The 16568-nt window shown below is 67.6% G+C and carries 14 protein-coding genes, 1 tRNA gene and 2 pseudogenes; 9 read left to right on the forward strand and 8 right to left on the reverse strand.

Features of this window, described 5'->3' with window-relative positions; genetic code table 11:
- Positions 1–14: 14 nt before the first annotated feature.
- Positions 15–314 carry a DUF7155 family protein gene (locus AWC31_RS31280; RefSeq protein ID WP_067852254.1) on the forward strand — a complete coding sequence of 100 codons (300 nt, stop codon included), beginning with the start codon at positions 15–17 and terminating at the stop codon, positions 312–314.
- A gap of 3 nt (positions 315–317) precedes the next feature.
- On the opposite strand, the gene AWC31_RS31285 is transcribed toward AWC31_RS31280, so the two are convergent.
- The gene (locus tag AWC31_RS31285) at positions 318–584 is read right to left on the reverse strand and encodes a hypothetical protein (RefSeq protein WP_067852079.1); all 267 of its coding nucleotides are present in this window, start codon (positions 582–584) and stop codon (positions 318–320) included.
- A 144-nt stretch (positions 585–728) separates the two neighbouring features.
- Between AWC31_RS31285 and AWC31_RS31290 the strand changes: the two genes are divergently transcribed.
- Positions 729–801: transfer RNA gene (locus AWC31_RS31290), tRNA-Asn, on the forward strand.
- 15 nt (positions 802–816) lie between these two features.
- On the opposite strand, the pseudogene AWC31_RS31295 reads toward AWC31_RS31290, so the two are convergent.
- Positions 817–1269 (reverse strand): annotated as a pseudogene (locus AWC31_RS31295) (helix-turn-helix domain-containing protein); the annotation flags it as partial.
- Between the two features lie 73 nt (positions 1270–1342).
- Between AWC31_RS31295 and AWC31_RS38185 the strand changes: the two are divergent.
- Together AWC31_RS38185 and AWC31_RS31305 are read left to right on the forward strand one after the other, a co-directional pair.
- A complete protein-coding gene (locus tag AWC31_RS38185; protein WP_085148812.1) occupies positions 1343–3094 on the forward strand; it encodes an ABC transporter ATP-binding protein in 1752 nt (583 codons plus the stop codon).
- The gene (locus AWC31_RS31305; RefSeq protein WP_085148815.1) at positions 3091–4839 is read left to right on the forward strand and encodes an ABC transporter ATP-binding protein; all 1749 of its coding nucleotides are present in this window, start codon (positions 3091–3093) and stop codon (positions 4837–4839) included. The genes AWC31_RS38185 and AWC31_RS31305 overlap by 4 nt, the downstream gene beginning before the upstream one ends.
- On the opposite strand, the gene AWC31_RS31310 is transcribed toward AWC31_RS31305, so the two are convergent.
- Positions 4836–5150 (reverse strand): hypothetical protein, encoded by a 315-nt coding sequence (locus AWC31_RS31310; RefSeq protein ID WP_085148818.1) that lies wholly within the window; start codon positions 5148–5150, stop codon positions 4836–4838. The two genes, AWC31_RS31305 and AWC31_RS31310, sit on opposite strands and share 4 nt — an antisense overlap.
- A 51-nt stretch (positions 5151–5201) precedes the next feature.
- Complete coding sequence (locus AWC31_RS31315; RefSeq protein ID WP_085148821.1) at positions 5202–6107, reverse strand: LysR family transcriptional regulator; 906 nt, start codon at positions 6105–6107, stop codon at positions 5202–5204.
- Between the two features lie 293 nt (positions 6108–6400).
- Between AWC31_RS31315 and AWC31_RS31320 the strand changes: the two genes are divergently transcribed.
- Complete coding sequence (locus tag AWC31_RS31320; protein WP_085148824.1) at positions 6401–6895, forward strand: LppP/LprE family lipoprotein; 495 nt, start codon at positions 6401–6403, stop codon at positions 6893–6895.
- On the opposite strand, the gene AWC31_RS31325 is transcribed toward AWC31_RS31320, so the two are convergent.
- Positions 6892–8814 (reverse strand): acyl-CoA dehydrogenase family protein, encoded by a 1923-nt coding sequence (locus tag AWC31_RS31325; RefSeq protein WP_085148827.1) that lies wholly within the window; start codon positions 8812–8814, stop codon positions 6892–6894. The genes AWC31_RS31320 and AWC31_RS31325 overlap by 4 nt on opposite strands.
- 80 nt (positions 8815–8894) lie before the next feature.
- On the opposite strand from AWC31_RS31325, the gene AWC31_RS31330 reads away from it, so the two are divergent.
- Positions 8895–9626, forward strand: a complete 732-nt coding sequence (locus AWC31_RS31330; RefSeq protein ID WP_067852094.1) for a VIT1/CCC1 transporter family protein — start codon at positions 8895–8897, stop codon at positions 9624–9626.
- Positions 9626–10678, forward strand: a complete 1053-nt coding sequence (locus AWC31_RS31335) for an esterase-like activity of phytase family protein (RefSeq protein WP_085148830.1) — start codon at positions 9626–9628, stop codon at positions 10676–10678. Before AWC31_RS31330 ends, AWC31_RS31335 begins: the two co-directional genes overlap by 1 nt.
- Positions 10679–10996: 318 nt before the next feature.
- On the opposite strand, the gene AWC31_RS31340 is transcribed toward AWC31_RS31335, so the two are convergent.
- Both AWC31_RS31340 and AWC31_RS31345 read right to left on the reverse strand, forming a co-directional pair.
- Positions 10997–12208: an MFS transporter gene (locus tag AWC31_RS31340; RefSeq protein WP_085148833.1), complete on the reverse strand. Its 1212-nt coding sequence runs from the start codon at positions 12206–12208 to the stop codon at positions 10997–10999.
- An 18-nt stretch (positions 12209–12226) separates the two neighbouring features.
- Positions 12227–12697 (reverse strand): MarR family winged helix-turn-helix transcriptional regulator, encoded by a 471-nt coding sequence (locus AWC31_RS31345; protein ID WP_085148837.1) that lies wholly within the window; start codon positions 12695–12697, stop codon positions 12227–12229.
- 99 nt (positions 12698–12796) lie between these two features.
- Between AWC31_RS31345 and AWC31_RS31350 the strand changes: the two genes are divergently transcribed.
- On the forward strand, positions 12797–14836 hold the full coding sequence (locus AWC31_RS31350) for an ABC transporter ATP-binding protein (RefSeq protein WP_085148841.1): 2040 nt from the start codon (positions 12797–12799) through the stop codon (positions 14834–14836).
- Positions 14833–15681 carry a CbiQ family ECF transporter T component gene (locus AWC31_RS31355; RefSeq protein WP_085148844.1) on the forward strand — a complete coding sequence of 283 codons (849 nt, stop codon included), beginning with the start codon at positions 14833–14835 and terminating at the stop codon, positions 15679–15681. Before AWC31_RS31350 ends, AWC31_RS31355 begins: the two co-directional genes overlap by 4 nt.
- On the opposite strand, the pseudogene AWC31_RS31360 reads toward AWC31_RS31355, so the two are convergent.
- Positions 15682–16504: pseudogene (locus AWC31_RS31360) on the reverse strand (DUF4349 domain-containing protein).
- Positions 16505–16568: the final 64 nt, after the last annotated feature.

Raw genomic sequence — 16568 nt, forward strand, 5'->3', positions numbered from 1 at the left:
AGAAAGGCAACCTGGTGACACAGTTCAGCAACCGGACGCGGCGCTTCGTCGCAGTCGGGGCTTTCGCGGCAGCCGCAGTGGCCGCCCCGGCCTTCCTCGCCGCCACGACCCCGCAGTCCGACGTCACTGCCGCCCCGGCCTGCCTGGCCTGGTTCGGCAACAAAGAGGACGGCAAGTGCCTGTCGTACTCCAACGGTCAGCCCGCGGTCGGCGGCATCCCGCCGGTCTCCATCGGCGCGCCCGGCAGCGGTAACCCGGGCCTGAGCACCGGCCCGCTGCTTCCCGGCACGACGATCAATCAGAGCATCGGCTAGCGCTCACCAGCCGCGCTTGGCCTTCACCGAATCGTCGGTGTTCTCCACGGAGAGCACCGACGTTTCTGCGTCTATGGGGGTCATCGTCACGAACTCCGGGTCGGGTGACACGCGCCGCGCGATCTGGCGCCGCCCGGCGTCGATGACGGCTCGCGTCGCAGGGTTGGACGTGACCGCGCGATAGGTGCTGGCGATCTGCTCGTAGCGACGGCGGCCGGCCTTCGCGCCGAGCACGTAGCCGACGGCGATCACGGCGGCATAGCGGATCACAGCGTTCCTCCCAGACGACAGTTGTGTGTGTCCATCCTGCCTCACCGACGCGTCGACTCGCCCGTGTGGGATCGCATTGGCGGCGGTGGCGGTCAGTACGCTAGAGTCAACGCTCGGCCGCGGAGGAGATCCGCGGAAAGGCAGTCCCCTGTAGCTCAATTGGCAGAGCATTCGGCTGTTAACCGAAGGGTTGCTGGTTCGAGTCCAGCCGGGGGAGCAAGGTACGAGATCGCCGGGCGGCATCGATCAGGTCCGCCTCGGCGAACCGCCCCCGCGGGGTGTGTTTGACCAGCTCCTCATCCAGGTATGGACAATCCGTTGTCGGATCGTCCGACGTGCACAGCAGCAGATGCGTCAGGTAGTCGCGCGCAGCCTGTAGTCGCGCACACTGCTCGTCGAGCCGCTTGATGTGGCCCCGCACCGCCTCCAGCCATTCGCCGTTCTGTGTATCGCCGGACGTCACGATCGCGGCCTGGTCCAGCGGCATCCGTCCGGTGACCGCGCACAGATACGCCAGCCCGATCCGGCGCAGGTCGGCCTCGCTGTACGTGCGCCTGCCTCCGTTCTGGTCCGGCTCGGGCAATACGCCCTGTTTCTCCCACCAGCGCAATGCCGACGGTGCCAGCCCGTAGAGGGCGGCGGCCTCACCGATCTGTACGTGCGCGCCACGTCGGTTTTCGTCCATGCGGAGCAGTTGACATGAAGTCGACTTCAACTTCAAGACTTAGGGCAGCCTTCCCTATGAGAGGACGCCGAGTATGCCCGAGGTCGCCCCACCTCCCGCACTACCCATCACCTACCGCGGCGCCGCCGACATGCTGCGCCCCGTGCATGTCAACCTGATCGCGTGCGCGCTGCTGGCTGCCGTCGCCGCGGCGGCGGGCCTGCTTCCGTATATCGCGATCGCGGAGATCGCCCGGCGCGCGCTGGCCGGCTCGGAGGGCCACGTATGGCTGTGGATCGGTCTGGGAGCGGCGGGCGCCGCTGTACGCCTGGTCTGCCTCGGCCTGGCCTCCCATATCGGCCACCACGCCGACGCCAGGATGCTGCACCACCTCCGCAAGCGCCTCGTCGACCGCCTCGGCATCGTTCCGCTGGGCTGGTTCCGGTCATCGGGCTCGGGCCAGATGAAAAAGGTCATGACCGTCGACCTCGAAGCCATGCACGTGCTGTTCGCGCACGCCCTCGGCGAGCTCGTCGGTGCGGTCACCGTCACGCTCGTCGCGATCGGCTATCTCATATCGGTGGACGCGCCGATGACGGCGGTCACGGTCGCGGTGCCGGTGATCGCCTTCCTGACCTACCGGCTGGCGATGCGGTCGATGCCGGAACACACCCAGAAGCTGATCGCGGCCGAGACCCGGATCAGCGGCGCGACAGTGGAATACGCCGACGGTATCGCCGTTGCCAAAACATTCGGTGCCACAACGGCATTGGAGAGATTCACGCGGGCGGTCCGCGACTATCGCGACGCCTTCCGAGCCTGGGTCGCCGAGGTTCGCTACAGCACCGCGGCCAGCCACATCCTCGCGGCGGAGGTGACGGTGCTCGCGGTCGTGACAGTGGCCGGGTTGATGTTCGTCCGCGCGGGCGGGCTCGCGACGGCAGACCTGATCCCGTTCCTCGTCGTCGGGGTGGGACTCGCCGCGCCGTTGTCCGAACTCATCCACGGGTCGATAGCGCTTCGCAGTGCTCGCGTGGCCGCGGGCAACATCGAACGGCTGCTCTCGACACCCGCACTGCCCGAGCCGCAGATGCCCAAGAGCCCCAACGAGTTCGGTGTGGAGTTCGACCATGTCGGCTTTTCCTACGACGGCACCACCGACGCCGTGCGCGACATCACCATGACCTGCCGCCCTGGGACGGTCACCGCGCTCGTCGGACCGTCCGGGGCGGGCAAGACCACCGTGGCGACGCTCGTGCCCAGGTTCTACGACGTCACGTCCGGCGCCATCCGGATCGGCGGGGTCGACATCCGCGACATGTCCTCGACGGCACTGCTGTCGACGGTGTCGCTGGTGTTCCAGGACGTGGTGCTCGTCCGCGACACCGTCGCCGAGAACATCCGGTTGGGCAGGCCCACGGCCACCGACGCCGAGATACGCGCGGCGGCGAAGGCCGCGCAGATCCACGATGTCATCGAGCGATTGCCACAGGGCTACGACACCGTGCTGAATCAGTCTGACGGCGGCGGACTTTCGGGTGGCGAGCGGCAGCGGCTGACGATCGCACGGGCCATCCTGGCGCGTTCACCGATCGTGGTGCTCGATGAGGCGACGGCGGCACTCGACCCGGACAGCGAAGTCGCCGTGCACGACGCGCTCGCCGAACTCATCGTCGGCAAGACCGTCATCGTGATCGCTCACCGCCTGCACACCGTCGTCGGCGCCGATCAGATCGTCGTCCTCGACGGTGGCCGTATCGCCGAGACCGGCACCCACGCCGCACTACTCGCCCGCGACGGGCTCTACGCCAGATTGTGGCGCGCACAGCAGGGGGTGGCGGCATGATCCGCCGGCTACTGACCATCGTGACCGATCCCCGTCCGCTGTTGCACGTCGCGGCGCTGCAGGCGGTACTCGGTGTCGTGCAGGGACTTCTGCTCGGGGCGCTGGTTCCGATCCTGCGCGCCCTGCTGGCACCGCAGCCCGATTTCGCCGCAGCCGCACCATGGTTGGGCGTGGCGGGAGCCGGCGTGCTGATCTACTGGTGGCTCAATGTGCGGACGATGACGGTCGGATTCGTCGCGGCGGGGGAGACCACCGCGCAGTTGCGCGGCAGGCTCATCGAACACCTCAATGTGTTGCCGATGGGCTGGTTCAGCGGCGACAACAAGGGCCGGTTCGTGCGGACAGCCACGTCGGTGGCCGGCGAGGTCGGGCACGTCAGCGTCGTGGTGGCCGGGCCCGCGGTGAACTGCATCAGCGTGTCGGTGACGATCACCGCAGTCACACTGGTGGTCGACTGGCGGCTCGGGCTGGTGCTGGCACTGACGCTGCCCGCCGCGTTGCTCGCGGCGCGAAACTGCCGCCGTAGCACTCTCGGCGTGGTCGCCGACATCGAAGCCGCCGGGAATGAAATTGCCGGCCGGGCAGTCGAATACGGTCAGGCGCAGTCGGTCATCCGGGCGGCAGGCCGCGGGCGCACCGGTACCGTGCAGATGCGTGACGCGCTCGACGAACACCGCCGACGCTATGCCCGGGGCCTGAACCGGCTGTTGTGGCCCGACCAGCTCTACACCTGGGTCGTGGCCGCCGGTTTCGTCGCCACGCTCGCGCTGACGGCGACATACCTGCTCGACGGATCACTGCACGTCGCCGACGCCGTCGCGCTGTTGATCCTCGCGGTGCGGTTCACCGAACCGCTGGGCACGCTCGGCGGTCACGTGAGCGGCATCGGTGCGCTCGACTACCTCGTCGCCACGGTCGACGATTTCCTGCGCCTCGACCCACTGCCGCAATCGCCTCGGCCGCGCCGCGTCGTGTACGACGTCGGCATCGAATTGTGCGGTGTCGGTTTCGGATACGGCGGTAACGCCGCGCTCAGCGACGTGTCGTTCTGCTGTCCGGCGGGCTCCACGACGGCGCTCGTGGGCCCGTCGGGGTCGGGGAAGACGACGGTGCTGCGGCTGATCGCCCGGTTGTTCGACACCGACACCGGGTCGGTACGCGTCGGCGGCGTCGATGTCCGCGATTACGACCACACCGCGCTCCTGCGCGAGATCGCGATCGTGTTCCAGGACGTCTACCTGTTCGACACCACGATCGAGGAGAACCTGCGATTGGCCCGGCCCGACGCGACCGCTGCCGAGTTGCACGCCGCGGCGCGCGCCGCCGCACTCGACGAGGTCATCGACCGGCTGCCCAACGGTTGGGCGACCCGGGTCGGCGAGGGCGGTGCCCAGTTGTCCGGCGGAGAGCGTCAACGCGTATCGATCGCACGCGCCTTCCTCAAGCAGGCGCGCATCGTGCTCGTCGACGAGGCCGCATCGGCCCTCGATCCCGAGAACGAAGCGGCCATCGGTGCGGCCATCGCCGAACTGGCAGCCGACCCGCACCGCACGATGATCGTCATCGCCCACCGCCCGGCCACCCTCGAGGCGGCCGATCAGGTCGTCGCGCTCGACGGGGGACGCGTCGTCGAGACCGGGGCGCCGGCGCAGCTGATGGAATCCGCGGGTGTCTACGCCCGGCTGTATCGCCAGTACGCGCGCGCCCGCGGCTGGCACATCGGGGGTGACATCGCGGGTGACTAGGACTGCGGCCGGTTCTGCTTCTGGCGCGCGGCTTGAGCCAGCGCCTCCACGAGCGGATTGGTCGCCGACGCGAGCGCCTTCCGCTCCTCCTCGGTCAGCTGGTAGAAGGTCCACACGCCCCACGCCGCCGGGCGGACGTACACCGTCACGTGCTGCTTGTTGTTCTGCAGCACCGCGGGCACCGCGACGGCGCGGTCCAGGGTCGCCGAGCTCAACATCTCCTCGGCCAGCTTGTCAGTGTCGACCGATTCCTGGAGTTGGTACAGCACGGCCTTGTTGGCGGGGCCTTCCATGGCGAGGAACCAGGCCATCAGTGTGTCTCCTTCAATCGGTGTCAGCGCAGTCACTGTAGCGTTCCGTGATCAGCCTGACAGGCCGTACTTGGCTGACAGCGACTGCCTGGCGTAATCGATCAACCGCCGCGCACTGGGTGTGGGCCGTCTGGCGTTATTCCACGCCAGCGCAAGGGATCCTCGCAGCTGCACGTCCGTGATCGGCAGAACGCGCAGTTGGCCGTCGCGCGCCCGGGCGTACGGCTCGGGAACCAGGGCGACTCCCAGGCCTCCCACGGCAAGCTCGGCCAAGACGCTCGGATCACCCGCTTCGATGCCGATGTGCGCCTCGATTCCCGCGGCAGCGAACGTGGCGTCGATGGTGCTGCGCGTGCCGACCATCGGGGAAAAGGTGATCAGCTGGCACCCGCTCAGGTCATCGAGGGTGATGTCGGTGGCGGTGGCCAGTGGGTGGTCCGTGCTCACCGCCGCGACGAGCGGTTCGTCGGCGACCAGTTGCAGCCCGAGATCCGGGGGCACCACGGCGGGCGGTGCGATGATGGCCGCGTCCTGACGGCCGGCGAGCAGCCCCGCCACGAGTTCGTCGCTACCGGTCTCCTGCAGAGATATCTCGACCAACGGGTGATCGCGGTGGAACTTCGCGAGCATGTCGGCGAGATCGAACGCGTACGACGACGACGCCGCCAGCCCGACGCTGACGTGGCCGCGTAACGCATCGCCGTACTCGTCGGCGATCTGCCGGGCGTCCTCGGCTGCCGCCAACGCGAGCCGCGCATGCTTCAACACCGCGGTGCCCACCTCGGTGAGCCGGACCGCGCGCCGGTTGCGGTCGAACAACCGCTGACCCAGTTCGCGTTCCAGCTGCAGGATCTGCGCGCTGATCCCGGACTGCGCGATGTGCAACCGGGCCGCCGCCTTGGTGAAGCTCTCCTCCTCCGCGACAGCGACGAAGTACTCCAGCTGCCGCAGTTCCATAGCCGGAAATGATAACAGCGAGCATTATTTGCTTCGGGGCATCATTTGGTCCGCGGCCGCATTGTTGTTGGCACATCAGAAAGGTTTTCTGATGTGCAGATAAAGCGGCTCGGCAAGGTTGTGACCGGCCACGTTGAATATTGCGCCATTCACAACGGCGATGGCGCCGGAATTCATGTGCGTGCGAATTCGGTGATTCGGGAATTGCGGCGCGGTTGAGAAAGAGAATTGAGATTGTCGGGTGGACGGCGCGTTGCGGCGATCCCGCGGCCCTGCCCCGTAAGCTCGGTGGCATGCGGTTGTCCCGGCTGAGCGCGGTGCTGCTGTCCCTGGGTTTCCTTGCCGTGGGATGCGGGTGGAGCCCACCCTCGGCGCCGCCGCCCAAGCCCGACACGTGCACGCCGGCAGACGGCCCGGCTGCCGACACGGTCGCGCAGGAGATCGCCAAGCTGCCCGCGCCCAAGGCCGGTTCGGAGTGGACGAAGGTCAACGAAGGCCACACCAGTAACTGCCGGCTGTACTGGGTGCAGGTCGGCCAGACCAACCCCGAGCCCAACAGCCCGGGCCAGCTGCTGTTCTTCGACCGCCAGACTCCGCTGGGCCCTGCCACGCCCGAGCCGCGGCCCTACATCAACGTCGTGACCAACGCCGACGACTCGGTCGTCGTGAATTACCAGTGGCAGCAGGGCCAGGATTCACCGAAGGCGCCGACCGGCATCGCGACCGTGCGGTTCCGGATCGGGGACGACGGCAAGCTGGTTGCCGTCGACCCGATCCCGAAGCCCTAACCGTTGAGCAGCTCGTCGGGGTCGAGCATCGCGGCGTAGCGCAGTTGCTCGGGAATGCCGAACCCGTCGACGAGCGTCTCGATGTGCGGCCGCAGGCTGCGGCACCGCTCGTTGATACCCCTTGTGACGGCCTTGGCGCGTTCGGTGGACAGATAGCGGTGCTCGATGAACCAGGCCTTGTCGTCCTCGATCACCGACAGCGCGTACAGATCACACACGTCGTTCAGCAACTCGCGGGCCGTGTCGTCCTCGCACGCGTCGATGCCTGCGACGAACGCTTCCAACACGATTCGGTCGATGTGGGCCGTCGCCGCGTGCAGCACGTGGTCCTGGACGGCGTTGAACGCGTCGAACGCCGACACCTCCTTGGCCTTGCCCTGAAGCCGTCGTGCCACTGACGCCAGCATGTACGCCTCGCGGTCCTCGAACATCTTGACCTGTGTGCCGCGGTTGAACAGGCTGCCCTCTTCTTCGTTGTCCTGGCGACTGTCGAGGATCGTCTGCATGATCGTCTCGGCCGCGGTGCGCTTGAGCACCCGCTCGCCGGCGAAGTTCGCCGCGAAGCGCACCCATTCGACGGGGCTCATGCCCTTGATGTCGTCGGCGTAGGCCGTCAACAACTCTTTGGCCACAAGCTGCGTCAGCACGTGGTTGTCGCCCTCGAAGGTCGTGAACACGTCGGTGTCGGCGCGCAGCGCGATCAACCGGTTCTCGGCGAGATAGCCTGCGCCACCGCAAGCTTCGCGGGCCTCCTGGATGGCCTTGCTGGCATGCCAGGTGTTGGCGGCCTTGAGCCCGGCGGCTCGTGCCTCCAATTCCCGCTGTTCCTCCGGGTCGGGGTTGTCGGAGGTCTGCAGCTCATGGCATTTCGCGACGAGCTCGTTCTGCGCGAATTGCAGCGCGTAGGACTTGGCGATCAGCGGAATCAGCCGGCGCTGGTGCACGAGGTAATCCATGATGAGCACCTCGTCGTCGCCGTCGGGTGCACTGAACTGCTTGCGTTCCAACGCATACCGGGTGGCGATGTCGAGGGCGACGCGAGCTGCGGCCGCCGCGCTGCCGCCGACCGTGACGCGACCTCGGATCAAGGTCCCGAGCATGGTGAAGAACCGACGGCCCGGGTTCTCGATCGGCGAGCTGTAGGTGCCGTCTGGGGAGACGTCGGCGTAGCGGTTGAGCAGGTTCTCCCGGGGCACCCGAACGTTGTCGAACACGATGCGGCCGTTGTCGACGCCGGGCAGCCCACCCTTGTAGTGGCAGTCGGAGGTCGTGACGCCGGGCATGTCGTTGCCCATCTCGTCGCGGATTGGCACCACCAGGCAGTGCACACCGTGATTGACGCCGTCGGGGGTGATCAGCTGCGCGAAAACCGCTGCGACCCTGGCGGTTTCGGCGGCACCGCCGATGTAGTCCTTGCGCGCCGTCGGGGTCGGGGAGTGGATCACGAACTCCTGGGTGGCCGCATCGTAGGTTGCGGTGGTTTCCAGGGACTGCACGTCGCTGCCGTGGCCGGTCTCGGTCATGGCGAAACAACCGAGCAGGTCGAGGTCGATGAGCTTGCGCACGTAGGCCTTGTGATGTCGCTCGGTGCCGAGGTTCTCGATGGCGCCGCCGAACAGCCCCCACTGCACGCCTGCCTTGACCATGAGCGACAGATCCGACATGGCGAGCATCTCGATCTGGGTGATGGCCGCGCCGACGTTGCCGTTGCCGCCGTGCTCCTTGCGGAACCCGTCCTCGGCTGCGCCCGCCGCGGCCATGATCTTGAGTTGCTCGCCCACCTTCGCCCGGGCGATGACCGTATTGGGCGTGTAGTGCGGCCGGAAAATCTCGTTCGACAGGTTGGTCCGCATGGCGTTCTTGACGTCACGCCAGCGGCCGTCCAGCGTGTTGCGCAGATGTTCGGCAGTGGAGGTCATACCTGACGGTAACGCCTGCGCCCGCCAACGCAGGTAAACCTGAGTGGAACGGTCGAATCGCGTGGGCGTTGAATCGGGGTATGACCGATCGGCCCGGGCCGTTGTCGCCCACCGGAATGCCTCACACCATCGACCACAAACACGCCGACGTGACGGGCGGCTGGTTGCGCGCCGCGACGTTCGGCGCCATGGACGGCCTGGTCAGCAACACCGCGCTGATCGCCGGTGTGGCCGCGAGCGCCAGCGCGCAGACCGTCGTGCTCAGCGGCGTGGCGGGCCTGCTGGCCGGGGCGTTCTCCATGGCACTCGGCGAGTACACGTCGGTGACCACGGCCAACGAGCAGATCGACTCCGAGGTTCGGGTCGAACGCCGTTCGTTCCACAAGCAACCACAGGCGGAGAAGGCCGAACTGGTCGGCATGCTGGTGGCGATGGGGATGACCGAGCCCACCGCGCAGAAAGCCACCGACGAGATCCACCGCGACGAGAACCGCGCGCTCAACTTCCACCTGGTGCAGGAGTTGGGCGTCGATCCGCGGGAGAAGCCCTCACCGGTCACGGCGGCGGTGTCGTCGTTCCTGATGTTCGCGATCGGCGCGATCATCCCGTTGATCCCGTATCTGCTTGCCTTCGAATCACTGTGGGCCGGGCTGGCCTGCGGCGGGGTGGGCCTGCTGATCGCTGGTGGTGTGGCGGCCCGGTTCACGAGAAAGCCGGTGTGGTCAGCGGCACTGCGGCAGTTGATGTTCGGCACGATCGCGATCGCCGCGACCTACGTCGTCGGCACTTTGGTGGGTACTGTCACGACGTGATGCTGCGTCGAACACTGCTCGCCGTCGTGCTCCTGTTGACCGGCTGCAATGCCGATGCCGGTGCTGCACCGGCTTTCGAGTACCTGGGCCAGCAACGTATCGCGTCGGGCGCGACGCTGGACGGTACCGTCATCGGCGGATTGTCCGGAATCAGCTACGACGCCGGGGCCGGGCTCTACTACATCGTCAGCGACGACCGCTCCGCGAAAAACCCGGCCCGCTTCTACACGGCACAGATCGCGCTGTCGGACAACGGCATCGAACGCGTCGACTTCGTCGGTACACGTCCGTGGCTGGACTCACACGGTAAGCCGTTCGCGCCGCTGGACGCCGAAGCCCGCCCGCCCGTGGTGCCGCCGGACCCCGAGGGCATCGCGTACGACGCCCGCCGCGGCCGGCTGTACTGGACCAGCGAGGGCGAGCGCGGCGACGGAGGTGTCCGGCTCGATCCGTGGGTGCGCATCGCGGGCCTCGACGGTACCTACCTCGGGGAGTTCGCCCTGCCGGACGCGCTGAAGACGTCGGCTCCCGACCACGGCGCCCGGCAGAACCGTGCGCTGGAAGGGCTTTCGCTCACCCCGGACGGCCGGTATCTGTGGGCTGCGATGGAGGGACCGGTCTACCAGGACGGCGCCCTGCCCGACGAGCAGCACGGTGCGATCACCCGCATCACCCGCTACGACGTCGACACCGGTGCGGCCGATCGCGAATACACCTATCCGCTCGACGCGGTCAGCGCCGGGCCGGGCGGCGACAACGGCTTGTCCGATCTCGTCGCGCTCGACGACGGGACGTTCCTGGTCGTCGAGCGCGGCTACGGCACCCACGTCGCGGTGCGCGTCTACCGGGCGGGCGTCACCGAGGGCTCTGGGCAATTGACCAAGACGTTGCTTGCCGATCTGACGAACACGCCCGGGCTCACCCCGCTGGACAACATCGAGGGAATCACACTGGGCCCCAGGCTTTCCGACGGACGCCAGTCGGTGATCATGGTCAGCGACGACAACTTCTCGCCCACTCAGATCACGCAGTTTCTGCTGTTCGCAATGTGAGCGGCCGTCCTGCCCGGCTATTAGCGACAATGTCGCGGAAACCGCCTCGTACGTCTCACCGGCCGCTTCCGTCCCAGGTTGCCGAATCACTTGCAACACAACAACACTGCCGTGTCACTTCGGCACCAGTGGTTTCGTGCCCGCATACCAGCGACTTTGTCGCTGATATGCGGGCACAGGAAATTGCGGTTCGCATGAGGCAGGCGGGGCCTGAGTGCCAAGTGTTGTCGGAGCTGTGGGGCTGTAGTTAATAGTGCTGCAGGAGAGGCGATTTCAGCGACATTGTCGCTAGCAGGCGGGCCGCCCGGCAAGAAGCCGCTAGCTGTCGCTGCCCACCGTGACGGCAGTCGCCTCGTCGGTGAGCTCGTCGAGTTCGTCTTCCTCGACGTCGATGCCCGTCAGGTGTTTACGCGTCGCGAACAGTACGCCCGCACCCAGCAGCACGGCTGCCGCGCCGACCCAGTACGGCAGGTGCACGCTGACCTGCTCACCGAGAACTCCGGCCAGCCACGGTGCGACGGCGGCGCCGCTGAACCGCAGGAAGCTGTAGGCCGCGGAGGCCACGCCGCGTTCGACCGGGGCGGCCTTCATCACGGTCTCGGTGATCAGCGTGTTGTTGATACCGATGAACAGGCCCGCGACCACCACGCACGTCGCGAGAATGGCTTTGGAGTCGGTGCCGAGCGCCATCACCACCAGGGTCGCGGTCATCGCGAGAAGATTGACGATCAGCGTCGGGACAGTGCCGAAGCGGCGCTGCAGCCGCGGCGCGACCACCACCGAGGTGAAGGCCAGCGCCACACCCCAGCCGAAGAAGATCAGCCCGATCTGGTGTGCGGTCATGTCGAGCGGGAACGGCGTGAACGCCAGGAGCGTGAAGAATCCGAAGTTGTAGAGCAGTGCGGTGACCGCGACGCCGAGCAGCCCGCGGTGGCGCAGTGCGCGGAACGGGTCGAGGAGCGTGGTCGCCCGTTCGGCGCGTGGCGTGGCGGGCAGCAGGAACGCGGTGATCACGAGTGCGAAGGCCATGAGTGCCGACACACCGAAGAACGGGCCGCGCCACGAGATGGAACCCAGTACCCCGCCGACCAGCGGGCCGATCGCGATACCGAGACCCAGGGCGGCCTCGTACAGGATGATTGCCTGCGCCACAGAGCCTTTCGCCGAGTTGACGATGGTGGCCAGCGCCGTCGCGATGAACAACGCGTTACCCAGGCCCCACAGTGCGCGCCAGCCGACGATCTCCATCACGGTGTCGCTCATACCGGCCAGGCCGGCGCCGGCGATGATCACCACCAAGCCGAGCAGCAGGGTGCGTTTCGGCCCGATGCGGCTCGACACCACGCCGGTGATCAGCATCGCCACGCCCATGACGGCCATGTAGCTGGTGAACAGCAACGAGACCTGGGACGGCGATGCGTCGAGGTTGTCGGCGATCGGTTTGAGGATGGGGTCGACGAGTCCGATGCCCATGAAGGCGACGACGGACGCGAAGGCGACGGCCCAAACGGCTTTGGGTTGGCGCCACATAAGGGCAAGGGCTCCTAACTAGTTATCGGGGTGCTCCGCGACATCGGCCAACAGCCGACGGATGACCTGGACGGCATCGGCCAGGGTCTGGCGGTCTCCGGCGTCCAACCGCTCGAGCCGCGGGTTGATCGCGGCGGCGCGGTCGGCCCGCGCCTGGTTGAGGGTCTGCCTGCCTTTGTCGGTGATCCGGATGAGCACTGCGCGTGCATCGCCCGGGTCGGCGGTTCGAGACACCAGGCCGGCGTCCTCCAACCGGCGCACCTGCGTGGTCATGGTCGGCTGCGAGCAGTGATCGAGCAGAGCGAGGTCGGAGATCCGCGCCTCACCCTGGTCCTCGATCGTGGACAACAGCCGGGCCTGCGCCCACGGCAGCGGTAGCCGGGTGCGCTGGGTCGCCAGCCGGTTGAGGCGGGCGACAACCGACAGCAGGTCTGCGCCGAGTTCGGTTTCGTCAGTCACGGTGACATTCTCGGTGCTCGCTGTCGGCATGTCGCCATATTACATAGATTTGCTATGCAGTGCACGGTCGTGTCGGCCGTCACACCACGGCCGGGTAAGCCTCGTCTTACCTCCTGGCAGAATCGAGCAATGACCGCGAAATCACCGGTGAGTGCGCCTCGGCGCGGAATGACTCCCGGTGAACTCGCGCAGGCGGCAGTCATGGCCGCGCTGTGTGCGGCGACCGCGATCATCGCCGTTATCGTGCCGTTCGCGCGCGGTGTGTCACTGCTCGGCACGGTGCCGATGGGTCTGCTGGCCTACCGGTACCGACTGCGGGTGCTGGTCGCGGCGACCGTCGCCGGTGCCACCATCGCGTTCTTGATCGCGGGCATGGGCGGCATGATGACCGTCATCAACTGTGCCTACATCGGCGGTTTGACCGGTGTCGTCAAACGCCGAGGTCGCGGCACCCCCACCGTGCTCGCTGCCGCCGTCGTCGCGGGCGCGATCTTCGGCGCCGCCGCGGTCCTCGCGCTGGCCGTGCTGTCGCGACTCCGCACTCTGATCTTCGACTCGATGACCGCCAACATCGACGGTCTTGCCGCGGTGCTCGCCCGTATCCCGGTGTTGGACGTGCTGGCCGAGCCACTCAAGAACGGCTTCGCGACGCTGCTCGACTACTGGCCGCTGCTGTTCCTGGCCATCGGCATCCAGAGCATCACCTTCGTCAGCCTCATCGGCTGGTGGGCGCTGTCGCGCGTGCTCACCCGGCTCGCCGGTGTGCCCGACGTGCACAAACTCGACGCCGACACCGCCGAGCAGCCGATCGGCCCGGTACCGGCGCGGCTCACCGACGTCCGGTTCCGGTACCCGGGCGTCGACCACGACGCGCTCGGGCCGGTGTCGATGGAACTGCAACCGGGCGAGCATGTCGCAGTGACCGGACCGAACGGTTCCGGCAAGACCACGCTGATGCTGGTCCTCGCGGGACGTGACCCGTCATCCGGGACGGTCGAGCGGCCGGGGGCGGTGGGTCTCGGCCGCATCGGCGGCACCGCGGTCGTCATGCAGCACCCCGAGAGTCAGGTGTTGGGCAGCAGGGTGGCCGACGACGTCGTGTGGGGCCTGCCACCGGGGACGACGACCGATGTCGACCGGCTGCTGTCCGAGGTCGGTTTGGCCGGGCTCGCCGAGCGCGACACCGGTGGCCTGTCGGGCGGCGAACTGCAACGTCTGGCGGTTGCGGGCGCGCTCGCACGCGAGCCCTCGCTGCTGATCGCCGACGAGATCACGAGCATGGTCGATCAGCAGGGCCGCGAAACTCTGATGAACGTCCTGTCCAGGTTGACCGACCACCACCAGATGTCGCTCGTGCACATCACGCACTACAACGACGAAGCCCAAACCGCCGATCGCACGGTCAACCTGAGCGGAAACGGCGGCACTGCCGACAACACCGACATGGTGCAGAGTTCAGCGGTGCCGGTCGGGTCGATGGCCGCTCACCACCCGGGCGAGCCCGTATTGGAGCTCACCGCCGTCGGCCACGAATACGCGAGTGGAACGCCGTGGGCCAAGACGGCTCTGCACGACATCACGTTCACCGTGAACGAGGGCGACGGCGTCCTCATTCACGGACTCAACGGTTCCGGTAAATCCACCCTGGCGTGGATCATGGCCGGGCTCACCGTCCCGACCTACGGCGCCTGCCTGCTCGACGGTGCCCCGGTGTCCGAACAGGTGGGCGCGGTGGCGCTGTCGTTCCAAGCGGCGCGGCTCCAGCTGATGCGCAGCAGTGTCGAACGCGAGATCGCGTCAGCTGCCGGGTTCTCCGTGCAGGAGCACGACCGCGTCGCCGCAGCGTTGGCATCCGTCGGGCTGGACCCGGCGTTGGGCAAGCGCCGCATCGACCAACTCTCGGGCGGCCAGATGCGTCGCGTCGTGCTGGCCGGGCTGCTGGCCCGCTCACCCCGCGCGCTGATCCTCGACGAGCCGCTGGCCGGCCTGGATGCCGCCAGCCAACGCGGTCTTTTGCGGCTGCTGGAGGACCTGCGGCGCACCAGTGGGCTCACGGTCGTCGTGATCTCCCACGATTTCTCCGGCTTGGAAGGGCTGTGTCCGCGCACACTGCACCTTCGCGACGGCGCGCTCGCGCTCGCACCGACCGCGGCTGGTGGTGCGCTATGACGGCACCGACCCGCGGACAACGCAAACCCGTTGTGCTGCTGCGCCCGGTGCCGGGCAACAGCGTCGTCCACCAACTGTGGGCGGGCACCAAACTGCTGGGTGTCGCCGTCATCGGGGTGTTGCTGACGTTCTACCCCGGCTGGGTGCCCATCGGGTTCGTCGCGTTGCTTGCCTTGGTGATCGCCCGGTTGGCCCATATCCCGCGTGGTGCGGTGCCCACGATTCCCGTGTGGTTGTGGATCGTGATCGCGTTGGGCGCGCTGACCGCGACGTTCGCCGGGGGCGCCCCGGTCATCGATGTCGGCTCGATCGAGATCGGGCTCGGTGGTCTGGTGAACTTCCTGCGCCTCACCGCGCTCGCCTTCGTGCTGATCGGGCTCGGGGCGCTCGTGTCGTGGACCACCAACGTCGCCGATATCGCGCCCGCGGTCGCGACTTTGGGGCGGCCGTTACGGGTGTTCCGCATTCCGGTCGACGATTGGGCCGTGACCATCGCCCTGGCGCTGCGGGCCTTCCCGATGCTCATCGACGAGTTCCGCACGCTGTATGCCGCACGACGGTTGCGGCCCAAGGAACGCGCCCAGACGTTCCGCGGGCGTATCCGGCGGTTGGTGTCCGATCTCGTCGACCTGCTGGCCGCCGCTGTCACAGTGGCGCTTCGGCGCGCCGACGAGATGGGCGACGCCATCACCGCGCGTGGTGGTGCCGGTCAGATCTCGGCTGCCCCGTCACGACCGAAGTCCCGCGACTGGGTCGCGTTCGCGATACTCGCGGTGGTGTGCGGCACCGCGCTCGCGTTGGAGCTGACGGTGTTGGGCACCAGCCTGCCGCGTCGCGGCGGCTAGTCAGCCCCGCCGCGACGTCACCAACCGGATGACGACATAGCCGATGGCGCCGACCACGACGAGCGCGACAAGCCACGGAAGCATCAGGCCGAACAACATCACCGCGCCGGAGGCCACCGCGACGAGCCCGTCCCAGCCGCGTTCGACCTGACCGAAGAACCCGTGGTACTGCTCGGTGGGGCCGCCGACCTGCTCGGCGATCAACTCAAGATTCACTGTGCTGTAGTCGATCTGATCGCCCAACTGCTTGCGCTGTGCCCGCAGGCTGTCGAGGTCGGCTTGCCGCTGCGACAAGGCCTCCTCGGCTTTGATGAGTGCATCGGGATCCCTGGCATCGCGCATGATTCCCAGCAAGCGGTCGACCGAGGTCTGCAATGCGGTGATGCGGGCATCGAGGTCGACCCGTTGCGACGTCACGTCCTCGGCCCGGATCTCCACGGTGTCGACGGTGCCGAGCTTCTTGAACTCATCGAGCGTGGCGTCGAGCTTGGCCTCGGGCACGCGCAGTACGAGGGCGATACGGGCCCGGCCCGAACTGGTTCCGGCGTCCTCGGACCGGCTGTCCACGCGCCCGCCGGCGTCGGTGGTGATCGACACGGCCTTGTCGGCCGAGTCGGTGGTGTCCGCGGCTGTGATGGTCATCGACGCGGTCTTGACGACGTCGCGGTTGGAATCAGCGGGCTGCGGCGCCTCCTTCAAACCCGGGCCGCCACCCGTCGGCGGGGGGTGCGGCCGGCGCCGGCGCATAGCCCGCTTCGGATTGGGGTGCCTGCGGCCGAGTCGAATCGCCGAGCGGGCCGGCACTGCAGGCCGGTGCGAACATTGCAACCGCAAGCATTGCCACTATCAAGCTCATGCGGCGGGATGCGCTGGCGTGCTTGGACACC

The organism is Mycolicibacterium wolinskyi (assembly GCF_002101965.1).
GTDB lineage: Bacteria > Actinomycetota > Actinomycetes > Mycobacteriales > Mycobacteriaceae > Mycobacterium > Mycobacterium wolinskyi.